Consider the following 18,836-nt stretch of genomic DNA (forward strand, 5'->3'; position numbering starts at 1 on the left):
GAGCAGGGGATTGAAAATCCCCGTGTCGGCGGTTCGATTCCGTCTTCGGCCACCACTTTCGAAGGCCTGCAGAAATGCGGGTCTTTTTTTTCCGGGAACCGGGTGTGATCACGGTTGCCACACAATTTGGCCGAGTAGCTCAGTTGGTAGAGCAGGGGATTGAAAATCCCCGTGTCGGCGGTTCGATTCCGTCTTCGGCCACCATCTTCAGAGACCTGCAGAAATGCAGGTCTTTTTTTTTGCGTGACCGTGCCTGCCGGCTCTGTAGTACCGTCCTTGGTCCACTGTATGGAGCACTGATGACATGGATGACGCACCTTCTCTACCCCAACTGCAGCAATCGCTGCGACGCCGGCACTGGCTGGTTGCCGGGCTGTCCATGTTGTTGCTGGGCCTGGCCGCAGTAACGGCCTGGCTGCTTTCGCAGCGCGATGCCCCATTACACGTCGATCATTTGAGCACGCGGCAGCTGCAGGTACTCGACGAGCACGGCGTGGTGCGGGTGGAGATTGGCCAGGACAGCGCAGAAGACGGGCGACGAAGCCGCGCCGCGGGCATCCTGATTTTCGATGCTTCCGGCGCCGAGCGAGGCGGCCTGAGTACATTCGAGGACGACAGCGTCGCTCTTGCCCTGGATGCCCCGAAGGGACAGGGCGAGGACCGGTGGCGGGACCGGGCCGGACTCCGTGTGGACGCCGACGGCTCCGCGCAACTGCTGCTCACCGACAATCTGACCCGCGGCGCAGTACGCCTGCATTCCAAGGGAACCGGCGGCGGAGGGCTGGACACCTTCAAATGGGATATGAGCAGCGGCACGCTGCATACGCGAACGCTTACCTTTGACGGCGACGAGCGCAGTCAACGCCCGTTCGAGCAGTAGTTGCAAAAGTCGGCGGCAATGGTTGCCGGCGCATGGAACCTTTACACGTGGCCTTGGCCGCTCGCCTAAGCTCAGGACTCCTGAACGGAGTACACCGATGTCTCTGCGCCCCGCCCTGCTCGCCTGCCTGCTGCTGGCCGCCCTGCCGGTGATCGCCGCCGAGCCGGTGCGCGCGGTCGACACGCTGGACATCGATCGCTATGCCGGCCAGTGGCACGAGATCGCGCATCTTCCGGTGTCGTTCCAGAAGCAGTGCGTTGGCGAAATCACCGCCAACTACGGGCTGCGCCGCGATGGCCGCATCAGTGTCACCAACGCCTGCCGCAACGGCGACGGAGAACGTGTGGTTGCTGAAGGCGTGGCACGCCCGGTTGCCGGCCACCCCGGGCAACTACAGGTGCGCTTCGTTCCCGACTGGCTGAGCTGGGTGCCACTGGTCTGGGCCGACTACTGGGTGCTGGCACTGGACCCGGACTATCAGTGGGCGTTGGTCGGCGAACCGGACCGCAAGTACCTGTGGATTCTTTCGCGCCTGCCGGAAATGGATCGCGCCCGGTTCGAACAGCTGAAAGAAAAAGCCGAAGCTATGGGCTACGACCTCGGCCCGCTGCGCCTGATGGCCCCGATTCGCGATACGCCCGCCAACTGAACCGCGCCACACGCGCACCACACGCGCGCCATCCGGCGCCGCGCACGCCCGACCGCCATCTTCACGCGCTACCCTCTGCGACGGGTCGCCACAGGCGATCCAAACGACCATACGCCGTAGTATGCTTATCCAACGCACCCCTCCAGAGGACCTGCGCCCATGCTCCACCGTTTCCGTATCGCCTTGATCGTCCTGTGCACCCTCGCCCTTGTTGCCTGCAACAACGGCATCGTCAAGCGTGTTTCGGAACCGGCGGCCAGCCTGCAGCAGCTGACCGTGCGCGCCGACGGCAACTGGACCGTGGCCCTGCGCCTGCAGAACTACAGCTCCATGCCCATGACCTTCGATGACGTCGCGCTGGCGCTGACCGTCGGCGACAGCGACGCCGGCACCCTGCAGGCCAAGCCGGGCATCTCCATCGGCGGCACCTCGGCCGATGTCATCCAGGTCGACCTGGTGCCCAGCTCGGCCGCACGCCTGGTAGTGGCCGATGCGCTGGCCGGCAACCGCACCCTGGCCTATGGCCTGAAGGGAACGGTGGCGGCCACGCCGCAGGAAAAGAAGCAGCGCAGCTTCGACATCAGCAGCCGCAGCACCCTCAACCAGGCCCCAGGCCTGCCGGGCGTGCTGCGCTGATTCCCACCTTCCGTCGCGGCGCCTGGCGCCGCTCTCCCCTGCCCTGATCAAATCGAGACGTACCGATGAGCAGCTACACCGCCCCGCTTTCCGACCTCCGTTTCGCCCTGCACGACGTGCTCAAGGTCGAACCCCTGTTCGCCCGCCTGGGCTTCACCGACGCCACCGCCGACGTGGTCGATGCCGTGCTGGAAGAAGCCGGCCGTTTCAGCGCCACCGTGCTGGCCCCGCTCAACAGCGTCGGCGACGAGATCGGCTGCGTGCTCGACCAGGCCACCGGTGAAGTGACCACCCCGCCCGGCTTCAAGCAGGCCTACGACCAGTTCGTCGATGGCGGCTGGACCGGCCTGACCGCCTCGCCGGAGCTGGGCGGCCAGGGCCTGCCGCACACCCTCGGTGTGCCGCTCAACGAAATGATCAATGCTGCCAACCTGGCGTGGGGCAACTTCCCGCTGCTTTCGCACGGCGCCATCGAAGCACTGAAGCAGCACGGCGAGGCCTGGCAGCACGAAGCCTTCCTCAAGCCGCTGATCGAAGGCCGCTGGACCGGCACGATGTGCCTGACCGAACCGCACTGCGGCACCGACCTGGGCCTGCTCAAGACCAAGGCCGAGCCGAACGCCGATGGCAGCTACTCGATCACCGGCACCAAGATCTTCATCACCGCCGGCGAGCACGACCTGACCGGCAACATCGTGCACCTGGTGCTGGCCAAGCTGCCCGACGCTCCTCCGGGCGCCAAGGGCATCTCGCTGTTCGTCACCCCCAAGTTCAAGGTCGACCGCGAAGGCAACGTCGGCGAGCGCAACGCACTGCGCTGCGGCTCGATCGAGCACAAGATGGGCATCAAGGGGTCGGTCACCTGCGTGATGAACTTCGATGGCGCGCAGGGTTACCTGGTTGGCCAGCCGCACAAGGGCCTGCAGGCCATGTTCACCATGATGAACACCGCGCGCCTGGGTGTCGGCCTGCAGGGCATTGGCCTCTCCGAGCGTGCCTACCAGAACGCGCTGAAGTACAGCCGTGAGCGCCTGCAGTCGCGCGCCCTCAGCGGCGCCAAGTTCCCGGACAAGCCGGCTGACCCGATCCTGGTCCACCCGGACGTGCGTCGCATGCTGCTGACGGTGAAGTCGCTGGTCGAAGGCAGCCGCCTGCTGGCCCTGCACGCCGCCACCCTGATCGACGTTGTCCATCACGCCGAGGATGCCGCCGAGCGCGAGCGCGCCGACACTCTGGTGAGCTTCCTGACCCCGATCTCCAAGGCCTGCCAGACTGAATGGGGCATCGAGAACACCTACAACGCCCTGCAGTGCTTCGGTGGCCACGGCTATATCCGCGAACACGGCATGGAACAGCTGGCCCGCGACGCGCGCATCACTACGCTGTATGAAGGCACCACCGGCATCCAGGCGCTGGACCTGATCGGCCGCAAGACCGCGTCCAGCCAAGGCGCCGGCCTGAAGCTGATGCTGGCCGAGATCGAAGCCTTCGCCAAGGAACACGAGGCCAACGAAGCGCTGGCCGAGTTCATCGGCCCGCTGCGCGCCAAGGCCGCCGAATGGGGCAAGCTGACCATGGACGTGCTGCAGCGCGCGGCCGGCAATCCGGACGAACTGGGCGCAGCCAGCTACGACTACCTGTTCTATTCGGGCTACGTGGTACTGGCCTACTGGTGGGCTCGCAGCGTGGCCGCCGCCGACGCCAGCGCGCACGGCGCCGCTTTCGCCCAGGGCAAGCGCGAAACCGCTCGCTTCTACTTCGCCCGCGTGCTGCCGCGCACCCTCAGCCATGCCGCCGCCATCCAGGCCGGCGCCGCCCCGCTGATGGCGATGGACGACGAGCGCTTCGGCGCCTGAGCCGGGCTACCGCCCGGCACCTGCGGTAGTGCCGGCCGCTGGCCGGCAACCGCAACAGCCGGCTTCCTGCGGGATTTCGAGGTGGGTCCAATTGCGGGGGACGGCGCAAGTACGTCCCTGTAGCCTCGGTCGCCGCATCCATGCGGCTCACGCCCCGCAACCGGACCCACCCCGCCTTCGACAGATTTGTGCTGCTGGTAGGTGTCGACCTTGATCGACACGGCAGATCCACGCCATGCGTGGATGGAAACCCCCGAAATCCCTCTGGAGAAGAGCCCCCTTTTGTTAAAGGGGGCGCGCCGACAGGCGCGGGGATTAGGAGGGATGCGTGGACCTGAATCATTGCGATTTGGGCATCGCCCTCGGGGCGATACCCAAATCGCAATGATTCAGGTATAAGCTGTTCTCCCGATGGAGACAGACACTACACGCTTGGGTCTGATCGAAGCCGGAGCTCCGTTTTCTGCTCCGGGCGCCGAAGCATCGCCCAACGCCACGACGCTGCATCGCCCCGGCTCGGTCCGGCTGCTCTCGCTTGATGCCCACGGGCGCGTACTGGACTGGATCACCTGGCAGGACGCGGCGTGCCTCTACGCCCGCGAAGCCGTCGCCTGGACGCTCGGCGATCCCTGCCTGCACATCCATGGCGGCACCAACCGCTTCAGCGGCCTGCAGAGCGGGATGGACCTGCACCCGATCATCGCCGCCCGCGGCCACGCCCGCTCCCGCGCGATCGACCCCACGCCGAACCTGACCAACCCGGCCCTGTTCGCCCGCGACGCCCATCTATGCATGTACTGCGGCCAGCAGTTCAACCGCCCTACGCTCACCCGCGACCACGTCATGCCACTGTCCAAGGGCGGCCTGGACTGCTGGGAAAACGTGGTCACCGCCTGCTTCCACTGCAACTCGCGCAAGAGCGACCGCACCCCGCAGCAGGCCGGAATGCCGTTGCTGGCGGTGCCTTACCGGCCCAGCTGGATCGAACACCTGATCATGTCCAACCGCAACATTCTGGCCGACCAGATGGCCTTCCTGAAGGCGCAATTGCCGAAGCGTTCAAAACTGAGCACCTGAATCGCTGAAAATGCAACCCTCACCGTCCTGTCACGGGCGGCGGCGTTTGCTTGCCCCACCCCCGTTTGAGGGCGAAAATGGGCGTTCAGAACAAGTGCGAACATGATGATCGACTCTGCCCGCTATCCCCGCCTCGCGCGCATCCAGACACCGGATGACCTGCGCACGTTCGACGAATCCGAATTGAGGGCGGTCGCCGACGAACTGCGCGCCTACCTCATCGAATCGGTGGGCAAGAGCGGCGGCCACTTCGCCGCCGGCCTGGGCGTGATCGAACTCACCGTGGCCCTGCACTACCTGTACCAGACCCCGCAGGACCAGCTGGTCTGGGACGTCGGTCACCAGACCTACCCGCACAAGATCCTGACCGGTCGCCGCGACGAGATCCACACCGTCAAGCAGAAGGACGGCGTGGCGCCGTTCCCGAAGCGTGAAGAGAGCGAGTACGACACCTTCGGCGTCGGCCATTCGTCGACCTCGATCTCGGCCGCACTCGGCATGGCCATCGCCCGCCAGTCCGAAGGCGACAACCGCCAGGTCGTTGCGGTGATCGGTGACGGTGCAATGACCGCCGGCATGGCTTTCGAAGCGCTGATGCACGCCGGCGGCATGGAACCCGAGCCGAACCTGCTGGTGATCCTCAACGACAACAACATGTCGATCTCCGAGGCGGTCGGCGGCCTGACCAAGATGCTCGGCCGTGCCACCGGCAGCCGCACGCTCAATGCACTGCGCGAAGGCGGCAAGAAGATCCTCGGCGACAAGAAGAACAACCCCGCGCGCTTCGTGAAGCGCTGGGAAGAACACTGGAAGGGCATGTTCGTGCCCTCCACCATGTTCGAGGAAATGGGCTTCCACTACACCGGCCCGATCGACGGCCACGACATGCCCGCCCTGCTGTCCACGCTGAAGACGCTGCGCGCCTCCAAGGGCCCGAAGCTGCTGCACGTGATGACCACCAAGGGCAAGGGCTATGAGCCGGCCGAGGGCGACCAGATCGGTTACCACGCCGTCGGTCCGTTCGATCCGGACAAGGGCCTGGTGGCCAAGGCCGGTGCCAAGAAGCCAACCTACACCGATGTGTTCAGCGACTGGCTGTGCGATGCCGCCGCCGCCGAGCCGCGCCTGTACGGCATCACCCCGGCGATGCGCGAAGGATCCGGCCTGGTGCGTTTCAGCAAGGAATACCCGCAGCGCTATTTCGACGTAGCGATCGCCGAGCAGCACGCGGTCACCCTCGCCGCCGGCATGGCGACCCAGGGTGGCAAGCCAGTGGTGGCGATCTACTCCACCTTCCTGCAGCGCGCGTACGACCAGTTGGTGCACGACGTGGCCATCCAGGACCTGGACGTGCTGTTCGCCATCGACCGCGCCGGTGTGGTCGGCCCGGACGGTGCGACCCACGCCGGCAACCTCGACCTGAGTTTCCTGCGCTGCGTGCCGAACATGGTGGTGATGGCGCCATCCAATGAAGCCGAGTGCCGCCAGATGCTCAGCACCGGCCTGCAGCACCCGGGCCCGGCCGCCGTGCGCTATCCGCGCGGCACCGGCACCGGCGTGGCTGCCGGCACCGATCTGTCCACCCTGCCGATCGGCAAGGGCGAGCTGCGTCTGCAGGGCAGTCGCATCGCCCTGCTCGCCTTCGGCAGCACCGTGGCCGCCGCCGAACAGGTCGGCCGCGAACTGGGCCTGAGCGTGGTCAACATGCGTTTCATCAAGCCGCTGGACCGCGAGCTGGTGCTGGCTGTCGCCGCCCAGCACGAGGGGCTGGTGACGATCGAAGACAACGTGGTGGCCGGTGGCGCCGGCTCCGGCGTCGGTGAGCTGCTCAATGCCGAAGGCGTGCTGCGCCCGATCCTGCACCTGGGCCTGCCCGACAGCTACCAGCACCACGCCAGCCGCGAGGACCTGCTGGCCGAAGCCGGCATCGACGCCGCAGGCATCCGCGCGGCGGTACTCAAGCGCTGGCCACAGCTGGGCGCAGGAACCCCACCGCTCAGCGCGGCAGGCTGAGGCCGATCACTACCCAGTGGATCCAGCATGGCGTGGATCCACTGCGGAACAGGGGTCGATCCACGCCATGCGTGGATAACGAGCTCCGGAAGCCCCAACCCTCAGCCGTAGCTGACCGCTTCCACGAACGCGCCGCTGGCCTCCACCCGCACCGCAGCGCGCTGCCCGGTGTCGACAAAGTGGAGGCGTGCAAGGGTTTCAGCGAAATCGTACGCCCGGGCACCATCGCGGAACTCGATCGGTTCCGGCCGGTCCGGGTGCAGCACGCGCCATTGGCGTTGCTCGCATTGCAGGCGGATCAACATGCAGCTCACTCCTTGAGGCAGCGTATCGACGGTAGCGGGACGGGCGTGCCGGTTACGGCAGACTTCATCACGAGGGATCAGGGGCACGCAGAGGTGCCCTGATCGCAGAAGATACGACGTTCAAAATGTGAGCTGTATCAGATTATTCTGATTTTCGAGTGGCGTACTCAATTCACCTGGAATTGCGCCCGGCAGCCGTCGCTGACCCAGATGCCACGACGGTCCCAGCCCCAGGTCTGGCCCTCGATGCAGGCGCTGCGTGAATCCTGGCGGACCAGGCGCACGCCACGACGGATGCGGGCATCGCAGTACTCCTGGCGGTGGCCATTGGAATGACAAGTGATCACCTCACCACCGCCCCAACCGTTTCCGTTGCCGTTGCCCCAGCCGCCTCCGTTGCCCCAGCCACCGCCACGACGATACTCGCCAACGAACTCGGCGCGACAGCCCTGGGTCACCCAGACGCCGTAGCGCGACTGGCCCCACGTCTCACCTTCCACGCAGGGTGAACCGGACAACTGGCGGATCATCCGCGCCCGGCCTTCAAGACGGCACTCGTTGCTGCGGTTCTTGATCGATTCGCAGCGCACGATGCCGCTGCCTTCGCGGCCGCCGTAGCGGTCATCGTCATAGCCGTAGCCATAGCTCTGCGCCTGGGCGCCACCCGCCGCCGCCAGCATTGGCAGCAGGGTGCAGGCCAGGGTGCGCCAGGTGAGTGCCTTGCCCATCGAGATCTCCAGATGAATACGATGGCGCAAGCATCCGGGATTCGCGGCACGGCGCACAGGGGGGCGCGTGACGGCGGTTTTTCCCCATTCAAACAACGCAACCGTAGCTGACTGCACCACGGCGGTCGGCGTCAGTCTCCGACGTGAAGGGCATCCACCGTGCTGCCGAGCGCCTCGACCCGCACCGTGCTGCGCTGGCCGGTGCGACGGTGGTGCTCGAGGGCCCGCGCCGCGGCGACATCGAAAGCCTCGGCGCCCCGCGCATAACGGGTGGCGTCATGCGCCTGCGGATCCAGCACGGACCAGTGCCGGGCGTTGCATTGAACGGTAATGACCATGAGGGGCTCCTGCGGTTGGAAGGATGCGACGGCAGGCGGACGGGCCACGTACCGGTACACCTTCAGGCTAGCGATCACCTCAGGGATGGCCCATCAGATTTGTACGAAAATGCCGCGCCCTCTGGTCAGCCCTTCCCTGCCCTCACATCCCTGAGCCCGTTTAGCCTGTTCTTTCCGTGATCCTTGTCACGGAGTCAGCAGAGCTTCACACTATCGTCACCAACAGGGGCCCCTTCCACATGCGCACCTTCTTCTCCCAGCAGCGTTGGACGCTGCTGAAGTTCTACTTCGTCGCCAGCTACCTCGTCCTGATCGAGGAACTGATCCGCGCCGCCCTGCACTGAGCACTTGCTGCCGTTTTTCCTGCGGCCGACACTGTTGCTTTAGGCACGGAGCTTCGCCGATGAAATCCCTTCTTCTGATTCCAGCCCTGCTGGTCCTGGCCGCCTGTGCCAGCCCGGACAAGGCGCCCACGCACGCCGAAGCGGCAGCCACGTCGCCAGCCACGCCGGTGGTCGGCGGTGATCGCGATGCGCATGGCTGCATCGGTTCGGCCGGCTACCAGTGGTGCGAGCACAGCCAGCGTTGTGAGCGCCCGTGGGAACTGGCGCAGGCGCAGGGCCTGGCGAATACCGCCGAAGCCATCGACGCCTATTGCGCAAAGCCGGCCAGCCCGGCGCGCAAGTGAGTCGCTTCCACCATGGCTGAGCTGAGCCCGCTACCAACGCTGGCCCCGGGCCGCTACCGCCACTTCAAGGGCGGCGAGTACGAAGTACTCGAGATCGTCCGCAGCAGTGAGACCCTGCAACCGATGGTGCTGTACCGCGCGCTGTATGGCGAAGGTGGTCTGTGGGTACGCCCCTATGCCATGTTCGTCGAGCAGGTGCCGGGCGAGCACGGACCGCAACCGCGTTTCGCCCGCATCGACGCATGACGGTTCCGCTGCCGGTCCAGGCCGGCAGCGCGGTAACGCAGCGGGCCTGCGCTACAATCGTACCGTCCAGTCGGTTTCTTCCTGCCATGTCCGCATCCCCTTCCCGTTCGCGCCGCAAGGCGCCCGACAGCGTGCGCCAGTCACTGCTGCAGGCCACCATTGAAGTGATCGGCGGTCATGGCCTGGCCGCGCTGACCGTGCAGGACGTCGCGCAGGCCGCCGGTGTCAGCAAGGGTGCGTTGTTTCATCATTTCAGCAGCAAGCAGGCACTGGTGGATGAAGCCATCGGAGCGCTCATCGGCGAGTTCGAAGCGCGGGTACGTGCCCTGCTGCAGGAAAACCCCGAAGGCCATGGCCGTTTCAGCCGCGCTTATGTGCAGGCCAATTTCGAGCATCTGCTGCAGCAGGAACAGGACAACGACATCGGCCTGACCCTGGGCAACCTGATGGAGCCGGCCCTGCTGGCGCACTGGCGCGACTGGAAGCGCGCGATGCTGGCCGAGTTTCCCGGCGAGGCCACCGACCCTCGCCTGTACGCTGCGCGCTGTGCGGCGGATGGTTACTGGGCCACCGCTTACGGCCGGCCACTGGACGAAGAAGAGCGCATCAATGCACTGGCGATGGCCGAGCAGGCCCTGAAGCTGTGCGATCCTCTGTAAGCCGGAGCCCGCGATGAATCCCTACGCCTACCTCGCCGCCGCGATCGTGCTGGAAGTGATCGCCACGTCGCTGCTGAAGGCCTCCGACGGTATGAGTCGACTGGCGCCGACACTGGGCGCGCTGGTCGGCTACGGACTGTGCTTCTACCTGCTGTCGGTGACCATGAAGTCGATCCCGACCGGCATCGCCTACGCCATCTGGTCCGGCGTCGGCATCGTGCTGATCTCGCTGATCGGGCTGATGGTGTTCAAGCAGCGCCTGGATGCACCGGCGTTGATCGGCATCGGCCTGATCTGCGCCGGCGTACTGGTAATCAACCTGTTCTCGCGCAGCAACGCACACTGAGCACGCTGCTGCGCGACACACGCTAGCTGACCTTCTTCGCTACGGTCATGCCGAGCAGGAACAGCACCACCGCGATGATGATGCCGGCCCAGAACAGGAACTTGGCGATGCCGACCGCAGCGCCGGCAATGCCGCCAAAGCCGAGCACGCCGGCAATGACGCCGATGATGGCGAAGATGATGGCCCACTTGATCATGTCAAACCTTTCCCCGCAGGGACTGCGTACTGGATGATCAGGCTAGGCCGTAGCCGATGCCGCAGTCGTGAACAGGCCGCGTGCGCGGCGTGAATCAACGCGGACGGAAGCGCAGCAGCGCGACGGCAAACGCCAGGAACACGCTGCCCACCAGCCGCTCGAACCAGCGTCGTGCGAACGGCTTGGCCAGCCAACGGCGCAGGCCATGGCCACCGGCTGCATACATTACGTACCAGAACAGTTCGCAGGCGGCGAAGGTGGTCACCAGCACGCTGTACTGCAGCGCCTGGCCACGGGACGGATCGACGAACTGCGGCAGGAACGCCGCCGCGAACAGCAGCAGCTTGGGATTGCTCAGACCCACCAGAAGGCCACCACGGAACACCTTCCACGCGCCCAGCGACGCCGCAACCGGCAGCGCGGCATCGACCGTCACCGGTGGTGCTGGCCGGCAACTGTCACGCCATGCCTTCAGGCCCAGCCAGGCCAGATAGGCCACGCCCAGATAACGCAGCACCTCGAACAGCATCGGCGAGGAATGCAGCAACGCACTCAGGCCCGCTGCGGAGGCCGCCAGCACCAGCAGCATCGCCAGCAGGCAGCCGGCCATCGCCGGCACGCTGCCGCGGAAGCCGAGCCCGACGCTGCGGCCGAGGATATGCAGCATGTTCGGCCCCGGCGTGCCACACAGAACGAACACCGTGGCGAGGAACCACCACCAGGTATGCAGGGCCATAGCGCACATCCACTTCAGAAGACCCAACCAGCATAGAGTGTGCCTGCAGCGCGCGGCACATACACCACAACATGGATATGGTGGTTACAGATCGCCGGCGTCGGCAACCGGGCACCATCTGTGCTGCAATGAGGGTTCCTGGCTTGGAGCTGCGCATGAAAACCCTCGGCCTGATCGGCGGCATGAGCTGGGAAAGCTCGGCCCAGTACTACCGGCTCATCAACGAGGACGTGCGGCAGCGCCTCGGTGGCGCACATTCGGCACAACTGCTGCTGTGGTCGGTGGATTTCGCCGGCATCAAGCAGCTGCAGCATGACGGCGACTGGGCTGCACTGGGCGACCACATGGTTGACGCCGCACGGCGCCTGCAGGCCGGTGGCGCCGATCTGCTGCTGGTCTGCACCAATACCATGCACAAGCTGGCTGACCGCATCGAGGCAGCCTGCCCACTGCCGCTGCTGCATATCGCCGACCCCACCGCCCAGGCCATCGTGCAGGCCGGCGCACGCAAGGTGGGCCTGCTTGGCACCGCCTTCACCATGGAGCAGGACTTCTACCGCGGCCGGCTGCAGGATCGCTTCGGCCTGGAGGTGCTGGTGCCCGGTGCCGATGACCGGTGCAGCGTGCACGACATCATCTACCAGGAGCTGATTGCCGGCGTGGTCAGCGAGCAGTCACGACAGATCTATGCCGGCGTGATCGCGCGACTGGTGGCGCGCGGCGCCGAAGCGATCACTCTTGGCTGCACCGAGATCATGCTGCTGGTACGCCCGGAGGACAGTGCAGTGCCGCTGTTCGATACCACTGCCCTGCATGCGCGGGCTGCGGTGGACGCAGCACTGGCTTGAATCGCTGCGCGCCGGAGCGCGGAATCAGTCCGCGCCCTGCACTTCCAGCGCGGTGATCAGCCACTCGACCACCGCCTGTGAATCGCACAGGAAGAAGATGGCGTCACCGGAGCGCGCTTCGGTAAGCAGCCGATAGACCGTGATCGCCACCGCCGACTGGTTGGCGATGAACACTTCCGGGCTGCGCGGCCCTTCACTGTGCCCGGCAACGGCATGCAATGCCTTGCGCGCAGCCACGGTGGCAGCCGGGTCCGCGCTACGGGTCAGTTCCGGCCCGCGCAGGCCCCAGGCGATGAACACATGCTTGCCCTTGAACGTAGTGTCCAGGACCCGCACCTCGGCGCCACCTGCGTCGGCCGAGCGATGAATGACGGTACTGCTGATCAACGCAACCCCCTGTGGTCGTCGTGGTCCGCGCATCCTCCCCCACAGGCCGCCCGCACACCAGTGACGGCAGCCACAGGCTGCGCCGACAGACGTGGGAGACATGTAAGAAGGTGTAAACCGATGCGATCGGATGTGCAGCGATGATACGGGATGTAAGCCTCTGCATGGGCCCGTGCGCACTACTAAATCCCTACTGAGCCAGTTCCGGAACGATGCGTTCCGACGGTCCCATGCTGGGTCATTCTTGCCGCCCGAATCCCCGCTCGAGGCTCCCCATGACCCTTCGCCCGCTGCTGCCGATCACCGGCGCCGCCCTTGCCCTGCTGCTGGCCGCCACCGCCGTGGCCGCCCAGGACTACGACACTGATCACATTCCAGCGCTGCGCTGCGAATCCCAGTTCAACAAGACCGAGCAATGCCCCATCGAGGGTCCGATGCGTCTGGCCAGGCAGCTGTCGGTGACCCGTTGCGTGGAAGACCAGAACTGGGGCCAGAGCCGGCGCATGCTGTGGGTGACCGATGGCTGCCGCGCCGAGTTCGTCGCCGACGAACATGGCCGCTGGCCGGGTCGTGGCCGCGGGCGTGGTCGCGACAACGAGGGTGAACGCCTGGTCTGCGAGTCCTACGAGAACAAGGACAAGGAGTGCCGGATTCGCGTGCGTCACGAGGTGCGGCTGGTCAAGCAGAAATCGGTGACGACCTGCATCGAGGACCGCAACTGGGGCTGGGACCGCCGCGGCGTGTGGGTCAGCGACGGCTGCCGTGCCGAGTTTCGTGTGTATTGACTGCCGACCACACGCTGGCTGTGGCGGATGCGCAGATACGGCCGACGTGACCGATAGACTGGGCGCACCCAGCCCTGGAGCCTTCGATGCCGCCGCCCGCCCCCTCCTCGACCATGCTCTATATCCGCGAGGCGATGCCCGGCGACGTTCCCGCGCTGATCGCGCTCGACAGCGTTGCGGCCCACGATCCGCGACGGGCACGGCAGATCCCCGACTGGCTGGCCGGCGGTGGCGTGCATGTGGGCGAACGGGCCGGCCAGCTGGCCGGTTACCTGGTCATCCACCATCACTTCTTCGGCGAAGCCTTCGTCGAGATGCTGATGGTGGCGCGCGAACAACGCAGCCAGGGCGTGGGTGCCGCCCTGCTGCGCCATGCCATCGCGCTACAGGGCCAAGGCAAGCTGTTCACTTCGACCAATGCCTCCAATACCGCTATGCAGCGCCTGCTCGCCGCCTCGGGTTTCATCGACAGCGGCATCGTGCATGGACTGGACGAAGGAGATCCGGAGTTGATCTACCGCTTTGCCGGCAGCTGACCGAGATATGCGGCCACCTTGGCCTCCAGCAGGTCCATCAACAGCGGATCCATGCAGCGATAGTCGTCGGCGATGTCCAGGCAATGCAGGCGCTTGTGTTCCAGCAGGCGCGCGTATGCGGCCTGCAGGCGATGCTGGTGCTTGGCTTCCATCAAGAGGATGACATCGGCCCAGCGGATATCCGCCGGACCGATGGGGCGTCGTGCATGCGGGCTGGTGCCGGCCGACAGCGCGGCGAAGCCGGGCCGCCGTCGCCACATGGCTTCGGCGGTCGGGCTGCGCAGCTGGTTGCGGCTGCAGACGAACAGCAGGTTGATCATTCCTGTTCCTGCAGTTGGCGGGCACTGAGGACCGGATAGGTGAAACCCAGCTGGCGTGCACGCGCGAGCTTGGCATCGCGCGTATACAGCAGCTTCCAGTTCTTCTCGGGCTTGTAGCTGTACGCGGTCGTGGCGCGGTCGCCACCGCGGTTGCGGGCCTGGCTGCGGCGCCAGGCACGGTTTCTTGCAGATTCCATGATGTGTTCTCGTGAGTACCGGGTTCAGCAGCCGCGGTAGTACGAGTGGCGCGCAGCATACACCGCACGCACAAAAAAGCCCACGCATCGCTGCGCGGGCTTCTTGATTCATCACAGTGGTCGGGACGGCCGGATTCGAACCGACGACCCTCTGCCCCCCAGGCAGATGCGCTACCAGGCTGCGCTACGCCCCGACTGATGCTGCGATGTGCCCGCCAGTGCGGCGGGCCGTGAAGTATAGCGGATTACGATGGAAATGGGATCAGCGGCGCAACAACTGCAGCACTTCTTCCAGTTCCATGCGTACCTGCTTGATGATCTGGTTGCTCAGCGCCGATTCCTCGCGGGCATCGGGGCCGTCCAGACGCAGGCGTGCACCACCGATGGTGTAGCCCTGTTCGTACAGCAGGCTGCGGATCTGCCGCACCATCAGCACGTCATGGCGCTGGTAGTAGCGGCGGTTGCCTCGGCGCTTGGCCGGCTCAAGGCTGGGAAACTCGGTTTCCCAGTAGCGCAGGACGTGCGGCTTGACGTCGCACAGCTCGCTGACTTCACCGATGGTGAAGTAGCGCTTGGCCGGGATCGGCGGTAGTTCGCGGTTACTGCCCGGATCCAGCATAAGCTTCCACCCTCTCCTTGAGCTTCTGGCCCGGACGGAAGGTGACCACCGTACGGGCGGAAATCGGAATTTCCTCGCCGGTCTTGGGGTTACGGCCCGGGCGCTGGTTCTTGCGCCGCAGATCGAAATTACCGAAGCCCGACAGCTTCACCTGACGTCCCTGTTCCAATGCTTCACGCAGCACATCGAAAAACGCGTCGACGAATTCCTTGGCTTCCCGCTTGTTCAGACCGACTTCGTCGAACAGCTTCTCCGCCATCTCCGCCTTGGTCAATGCCATTGCCTGCTACCCCCGAGTGCTGCCCGCTCAGCCGCGGATCCGGGCGTGATGTTCACGCTCGATGGCAGTGACCGCCTCGGCCACCACCGCATCCACGTCGCGGTCCGTCAGAGTGCGCGACTTGTCCTGCAAAATCAAGCCCATAGCGAGACTCTTGAACCCCGGCTCGACACCCTGACCGACGTAGCGGTCGAACAGGTTCAGGTCGCGCAGCAGCGGACCGGCGGCCTGGCGGACGGTGGCGGCCAGGTCGGCCCAGGCCACCTGTTCAGGAACCAGGAATGCCAGGTCGCGACGCACCGCCGGGAAGCGCGACAGCTCGCCGGCACGCGGCAGGCGACGGGCGGTCAGCGGCTCCAGGTCCAGCTCGAAGGCGTAGACATCGGCTTCGATGTCCATTGCCTTGGCCAGGCGCGGGTGGATCTGACCGATCCAGCCGATTGCCACGCCATCGCGGAATACGTCGGCTGAACGCACCGGGTGGCCATAGGGTCGGGCCGACGGGCGGAACGCCAACTGCGCGCCACTGGCGGCCGCCAGCGACTCCAGGTCGCCCTTCAGGTCATGGAAGTCGACCTTGCGGGTCGGCAGGCCCCACTGCACCGCCTGCGCCTCGCCGCAGACCGCAGCGGCCACACGTGGGGCTTCCAGCGGTGCCGGTTGGCCGTCTCCGGCCTGCTGGGCGAACACGCGGCCGAGCTCGAACAGGCGCACGCGGCCCAACTGGCGGGCGGCGTTGCGGCCCAACGTGGCGACCAGGCCCGGCAGCAGCGACGGGCGCATCACTGCCAGTTCGGCCGACAGCGGGTTGGCCAGCGGGACCAGGCCGTCGCGCAGCTTCCACTGGGTCAGCAGCGCGTCGTCGACGAAGGCGAAATTTACGGTTTCCTGCTGGTCGCGGGCGACCAGCTGGCGACGCACGCTCAGCGCGTCCAGCTGGGTCTCGCTCGGCATCGCCACGCGCGAGGCACCGCCCGGCAGCGTGGTCGGGATCTGCTCGTAACCGTGGATGCGCGCGAGTTCCTCGACCAGGTCCTCTTCGATGGCGATGTCGAAGCGGCGGCTCGGCGCGATCACCTGCCAGCCGTCGGCGGTGGCGACCACGTCCATGCCCAGCGCGCGCAGGATGCGCTCGACTTCAGCATCGTCGATGGTGATGCCGAGCACGCGGGTGATGCGGGCGCGGCGCAGCAGGATCGTCGCCGGCTTCGGCAGGTCATCGGCGCGCACGGCCTCGGTGACCGGCGCCGGGGTACCACCGGCCAGGTCCAGCACCAGGCGGGTGGCGTATTCGATTGCGGTGCGTGGCAATGCCGGGTCGACGCCACGCTCGAAGCGATGGCCGGCATCGGTGTGCAGGCCCAGCTTGCGGCCACGGCCCATGATCGCGGCCGGTGCGAAGTGCGCGGCTTCCAGGAACACGGCGGTGGTGGCGTCGGTGACACGGGTGTCGAAGCCGCCCATCAGGCCGGCCAGGCCAACCGCACGGTCAGCATCGGTCACCACCAGGAAGCTGTCATCCAGCGCGGCATCGCGGCCATCCAGCAGCTTCAGGCTCTCGCCCGCGCGCGAATGGCGCACGGCGATGCTGCCCTGCAGGGTGGCGAGGTCGTAGGCATGCATCGGCTGGCCCAGCTCCAGCATCACGTACTGGGTGATGTCGACCAGCAGCGAGACCGGACGCACGCCGCTGCGGCGCAGGCGCTCGGCCATCCACAGCGGGGTGCTGGCGGCGGCGTTTAAGCCTTCGATGACGCGGCCCAGGTAACGCGGCGCTTCCGCGCCGGCGTCGAGCTGGATCGACAGTTCGCGGCTGCCGACCGCCGGAATGGCGTCTGCCGCGAAGTCCAGCACTTCGCTGCGGGTCGCGGCGGCGACGTCGTAGGCGATGCCGCGCAGGCTGAAGCAGTCGGCGCGGTTCGGGGTCAGCTTGATCTCGATGCTGGCGTCCGGCAGGCCGAGGTACTCGACCAGGGTCTGGCCCACCGGTGCGTCGTCCGGCAGTTCCAGCAGGCCGGAGGCATCATTGTCCAGGCCCAGCTCCTTGGCCGAGCAGAGCATGCCGTTGGACTCGACGCCGCGCAGTTTGGCTGGCTTGATCTTCAGTTCGCCGATCTGCGCCCCGACCATCGCCAGCGGCGCGACCAGGCCCGGGCGAGCGTTCGGCGCACCGCAGACGATCTGCAGCAGCTCGCCCTGCCCGGCATCGACCCTGCACACCTGCAGGCGGTCGGCTTCCGGATGGCGTACTGCGTCGACGATGCGTGCCACGACCACGTGATCGAGGCCTTCGCCCAGCGCAGTCACCTCTTCCACTTCCAGACCGATGGCGGTCAGCACCGCGCTCAGTTCATCGCGCGAGGCGGAGGTCGGGACGTGGCTGCGCAGCCAGTTTTCGGAGAATTTCATGGTGTCACCCTGGTGGGCCCGGCGCATGCGCCTGGGCCTGCGAATTTAGGAGCAGCCGAGCATGGCTCGGCTCTACATGGTTGCGGCTTATGCGAACTGCTTCAGGAACCGCACGTCGTTCTCGAAGAACGCGCGCAGATCATTGACGCCGTAGCGCAGCATCGCGAAACGCTCCACGCCCATGCCGAAGGCAAACCCGGTGTAGCGCTCCGGATCGATGCCGACATTGCGCAGCACGTTCGGATGCACCATGCCGCAGCCGAGCACTTCCAGCCAGCGGGTGCTGCCATCGGGCTGCTGCCAGGCGATGTCCACTTCCGCGCCCGGTTCAACGAACGGGAAGTAGCTTGGGCGGAAGCGCATTTCGAAGTCGCGCTCGAAGAACGCGCGCACGAACTCGGCCAGCGTGCCCTTCAGGTCGGCGAAGGTCGAATGCTCGTCCACCAGCAGGCCTTCCACCTGGTGGAACATCGGCGAATGGGTCTGGTCGCTGTCGCTGCGGTACACCTTGCCGGCGGCGATCATGCGCAGCGGCGGCGCGTGGTCGCCCATGTAGCGCACCTGCACACCGGAGGTATGCGTGCGCAGCAGGCGGCCGTCGCCGAAGTAGAAGGTGTCGTGCATGGCGCGCGCCGGGTGGTGCGGCGGGAAGTTCAGCGCCTCGAAGTTGTGCCAGTCATCCTCGATCTCCGGCCCTTCCGACAGCTCGTAGCCGAGCCGGCCGAAGATGCCGGTGATGCGCTCGAGGGTGCGGGTGATCGGATGCAGGCCAGCACGGTCGCCGTTGCGGCCCGGCAGGGTGATGTCGATGGCTTCGGCGGCCAGGCGCGCATCCAGTGCCGCGTCTTCCAGCAGCGCCTTGCGCTCGCCCAGCGCGCGGGTCAGCGCGTCGCGGGCCTGGTTGATCGCTTCACCGGCGGCCTTGCGCTCGTCGGCCGGCAGGGCGCCGAGCTGCTTGAGCTGCGAGGTGATGCTGCCACTCTTGCCAAGCAGGGCCACGCGCAGCTGTTCCAGCACGTCGGGGCTCTGTGCGGCGGCCACATCGGCCAGCGCCTGGGTGGTGAGGGATTGGATGTCGCTCATGGTGGGCCGGAACTCCAGT

25 protein-coding genes and 2 tRNA genes are annotated in these 18,836 nt (G+C 66.3%); 14 read left to right on the forward strand and 13 right to left on the reverse strand.

The features are described from left to right. Nucleotides 1-128 precede the first annotated feature (128 nt). The 7 genes from R1H25_RS04855 to dxs all read left to right on the forward strand — a co-directional run bounded on the left by R1H25_RS04855 (nucleotide 129) and on the right by dxs (nucleotide 7,111). Nucleotides 129-204, forward strand: a tRNA-Phe gene (locus R1H25_RS04855). A gap of 100 nt (nucleotides 205-304) precedes the next feature. Beyond that, nucleotides 305-880, forward strand: a complete 576-nt coding sequence (locus R1H25_RS04860) for a hypothetical protein (RefSeq protein WP_317222911.1) — start codon at nucleotides 305-307, stop codon at nucleotides 878-880. A 97-nt stretch (nucleotides 881-977) separates the two neighbouring features. Then, a complete protein-coding gene (locus R1H25_RS04865; protein ID WP_317222912.1) occupies nucleotides 978-1,529 on the forward strand; it encodes a lipocalin family protein in 552 nt (183 codons plus the stop codon). A 159-nt stretch (nucleotides 1,530-1,688) separates the two neighbouring features. Further along, nucleotides 1,689-2,165, forward strand: a complete 477-nt coding sequence (locus R1H25_RS04870) for an LEA type 2 family protein (protein WP_317222913.1) — start codon at nucleotides 1,689-1,691, stop codon at nucleotides 2,163-2,165. Between the two features lie 65 nt (nucleotides 2,166-2,230). Further along, entirely contained in the window at nucleotides 2,231-4,021 is a 1,791-nt protein-coding gene (locus R1H25_RS04875) for an acyl-CoA dehydrogenase C-terminal domain-containing protein (protein WP_317222914.1), read from the forward strand. Nucleotides 4,022-4,432: 411 nt separating this feature from the next. Next, on the forward strand, nucleotides 4,433-5,098 hold the full coding sequence (locus R1H25_RS04880) for an HNH endonuclease (protein ID WP_317222915.1): 666 nt from the start codon (nucleotides 4,433-4,435) through the stop codon (nucleotides 5,096-5,098). Between the two features lie 105 nt (nucleotides 5,099-5,203). Beyond that, nucleotides 5,204-7,111 carry a 1-deoxy-D-xylulose-5-phosphate synthase gene (gene dxs, locus R1H25_RS04885; protein ID WP_049445810.1) on the forward strand — a complete coding sequence of 636 codons (1,908 nt, stop codon included), beginning with the start codon at nucleotides 5,204-5,206 and terminating at the stop codon, nucleotides 7,109-7,111. A gap of 101 nt (nucleotides 7,112-7,212) precedes the next feature. On the opposite strand, the gene R1H25_RS04890 is transcribed toward dxs, so the two are convergent. From R1H25_RS04890 to R1H25_RS04900, 3 genes are all read right to left on the reverse strand, one after another. Beyond that, nucleotides 7,213-7,416 (reverse strand): hypothetical protein, encoded by a 204-nt coding sequence (locus R1H25_RS04890; protein WP_005417823.1) that lies wholly within the window; start codon nucleotides 7,414-7,416, stop codon nucleotides 7,213-7,215. A gap of 167 nt (nucleotides 7,417-7,583) precedes the next feature. Then, a complete protein-coding gene (locus R1H25_RS04895) occupies nucleotides 7,584-8,144 on the reverse strand; it encodes a DUF3011 domain-containing protein (protein ID WP_005410417.1) in 561 nt (186 codons plus the stop codon). Nucleotides 8,145-8,275: 131 nt separating this feature from the next. Further along, the gene (locus tag R1H25_RS04900) at nucleotides 8,276-8,482 is read right to left on the reverse strand and encodes a hypothetical protein (RefSeq protein WP_057502001.1); all 207 of its coding nucleotides are present in this window, start codon (nucleotides 8,480-8,482) and stop codon (nucleotides 8,276-8,278) included. 403 nt (nucleotides 8,483-8,885) lie between these two features. On the opposite strand from R1H25_RS04900, the gene R1H25_RS04905 reads away from it, so the two are divergent. From R1H25_RS04905 to R1H25_RS04920, 4 genes are all read left to right on the forward strand, one after another. Next, nucleotides 8,886-9,170, forward strand: coding sequence for a hypothetical protein (locus R1H25_RS04905; protein WP_049445791.1), 285 nt, complete (start codon nucleotides 8,886-8,888; stop codon nucleotides 9,168-9,170). 12 nt (nucleotides 9,171-9,182) lie between these two features. Continuing rightward, nucleotides 9,183-9,416 (forward strand): DUF1653 domain-containing protein, encoded by a 234-nt coding sequence (locus R1H25_RS04910; protein WP_049445789.1) that lies wholly within the window; start codon nucleotides 9,183-9,185, stop codon nucleotides 9,414-9,416. An 86-nt stretch (nucleotides 9,417-9,502) separates the two neighbouring features. Further along, complete coding sequence (locus tag R1H25_RS04915) at nucleotides 9,503-10,075, forward strand: TetR/AcrR family transcriptional regulator (protein WP_088480185.1); 573 nt, start codon at nucleotides 9,503-9,505, stop codon at nucleotides 10,073-10,075. 13 nt (nucleotides 10,076-10,088) lie between these two features. Beyond that, the gene (locus R1H25_RS04920; protein ID WP_049445782.1) at nucleotides 10,089-10,421 is read left to right on the forward strand and encodes an SMR family transporter; all 333 of its coding nucleotides are present in this window, start codon (nucleotides 10,089-10,091) and stop codon (nucleotides 10,419-10,421) included. A gap of 22 nt (nucleotides 10,422-10,443) precedes the next feature. On the opposite strand, the gene R1H25_RS04925 is transcribed toward R1H25_RS04920, so the two are convergent. Both R1H25_RS04925 and R1H25_RS04930 read right to left on the reverse strand, forming a co-directional pair. Continuing rightward, entirely contained in the window at nucleotides 10,444-10,617 is a 174-nt protein-coding gene (locus R1H25_RS04925) for a DUF1328 domain-containing protein (protein WP_006380555.1), read from the reverse strand. A gap of 94 nt (nucleotides 10,618-10,711) precedes the next feature. Continuing rightward, complete coding sequence (locus R1H25_RS04930) at nucleotides 10,712-11,353, reverse strand: LysE family translocator (protein WP_088480183.1); 642 nt, start codon at nucleotides 11,351-11,353, stop codon at nucleotides 10,712-10,714. Between the two features lie 155 nt (nucleotides 11,354-11,508). Here R1H25_RS04930 and R1H25_RS04935 point away from each other — a divergent pair, with 155 nt between their 5' ends. Beyond that, complete coding sequence (locus R1H25_RS04935; protein ID WP_317222916.1) at nucleotides 11,509-12,201, forward strand: aspartate/glutamate racemase family protein; 693 nt, start codon at nucleotides 11,509-11,511, stop codon at nucleotides 12,199-12,201. 24 nt (nucleotides 12,202-12,225) lie between these two features. Here the strand turns inward: R1H25_RS04935 and R1H25_RS04940 are convergent, their stop codons facing one another. Next, nucleotides 12,226-12,621, reverse strand: a complete 396-nt coding sequence (locus R1H25_RS04940) for a hypothetical protein (protein WP_012511691.1) — start codon at nucleotides 12,619-12,621, stop codon at nucleotides 12,226-12,228. A gap of 242 nt (nucleotides 12,622-12,863) precedes the next feature. On the opposite strand from R1H25_RS04940, the gene R1H25_RS04945 reads away from it, so the two are divergent. Both R1H25_RS04945 and R1H25_RS04950 read left to right on the forward strand, forming a co-directional pair. After that, complete coding sequence (locus R1H25_RS04945; RefSeq protein ID WP_317222917.1) at nucleotides 12,864-13,373, forward strand: DUF3011 domain-containing protein; 510 nt, start codon at nucleotides 12,864-12,866, stop codon at nucleotides 13,371-13,373. Between the two features lie 86 nt (nucleotides 13,374-13,459). Further along, nucleotides 13,460-13,909, forward strand: coding sequence for a GNAT family N-acetyltransferase (locus R1H25_RS04950; protein ID WP_317222918.1), 450 nt, complete (start codon nucleotides 13,460-13,462; stop codon nucleotides 13,907-13,909). Here R1H25_RS04950 and R1H25_RS04955 read toward each other — a convergent pair. The 7 genes from R1H25_RS04955 to R1H25_RS04985 all read right to left on the reverse strand — a co-directional run bounded on the left by R1H25_RS04955 (nucleotide 13,888) and on the right by R1H25_RS04985 (nucleotide 18,817). Next, nucleotides 13,888-14,229: a phosphotyrosine protein phosphatase gene (locus tag R1H25_RS04955; protein ID WP_317222919.1), complete on the reverse strand. Its 342-nt coding sequence runs from the start codon at nucleotides 14,227-14,229 to the stop codon at nucleotides 13,888-13,890. The genes R1H25_RS04950 and R1H25_RS04955 overlap by 22 nt on opposite strands. Next, on the reverse strand, nucleotides 14,226-14,426 hold the full coding sequence (locus tag R1H25_RS04960; protein ID WP_014037933.1) for a hypothetical protein: 201 nt from the start codon (nucleotides 14,424-14,426) through the stop codon (nucleotides 14,226-14,228). Before R1H25_RS04960 ends, R1H25_RS04955 begins: the two co-directional genes overlap by 4 nt. A 117-nt stretch (nucleotides 14,427-14,543) precedes the next feature. Continuing rightward, nucleotides 14,544-14,620 (reverse strand) — tRNA-Pro (locus R1H25_RS04965). A gap of 68 nt (nucleotides 14,621-14,688) precedes the next feature. Continuing rightward, nucleotides 14,689-15,045, reverse strand: coding sequence for a MerR family transcriptional regulator (locus R1H25_RS04970; protein WP_005410431.1), 357 nt, complete (start codon nucleotides 15,043-15,045; stop codon nucleotides 14,689-14,691). Further along, nucleotides 15,026-15,325 carry an integration host factor subunit alpha gene (locus R1H25_RS04975; protein WP_005410432.1) on the reverse strand — a complete coding sequence of 100 codons (300 nt, stop codon included), beginning with the start codon at nucleotides 15,323-15,325 and terminating at the stop codon, nucleotides 15,026-15,028. The genes R1H25_RS04970 and R1H25_RS04975 overlap by 20 nt, the downstream gene beginning before the upstream one ends. A 27-nt stretch (nucleotides 15,326-15,352) precedes the next feature. Next, nucleotides 15,353-17,734 (reverse strand): phenylalanine--tRNA ligase subunit beta, encoded by a 2,382-nt coding sequence (gene pheT, locus R1H25_RS04980; protein WP_317222920.1) that lies wholly within the window; start codon nucleotides 17,732-17,734, stop codon nucleotides 15,353-15,355. Nucleotides 17,735-17,821: 87 nt separating this feature from the next. Further along, nucleotides 17,822-18,817, reverse strand: coding sequence for a phenylalanine--tRNA ligase subunit alpha (locus R1H25_RS04985; protein WP_005417865.1), 996 nt, complete (start codon nucleotides 18,815-18,817; stop codon nucleotides 17,822-17,824). Nucleotides 18,818-18,836: the final 19 nt, after the last annotated feature.

Origin of the sequence: Stenotrophomonas veracruzanensis, from assembly GCF_032911525.1 — a bacterium.
In the GTDB taxonomy this organism is placed as follows: Bacteria; Pseudomonadota; Gammaproteobacteria; order Xanthomonadales; family Xanthomonadaceae; genus Stenotrophomonas; species Stenotrophomonas africana.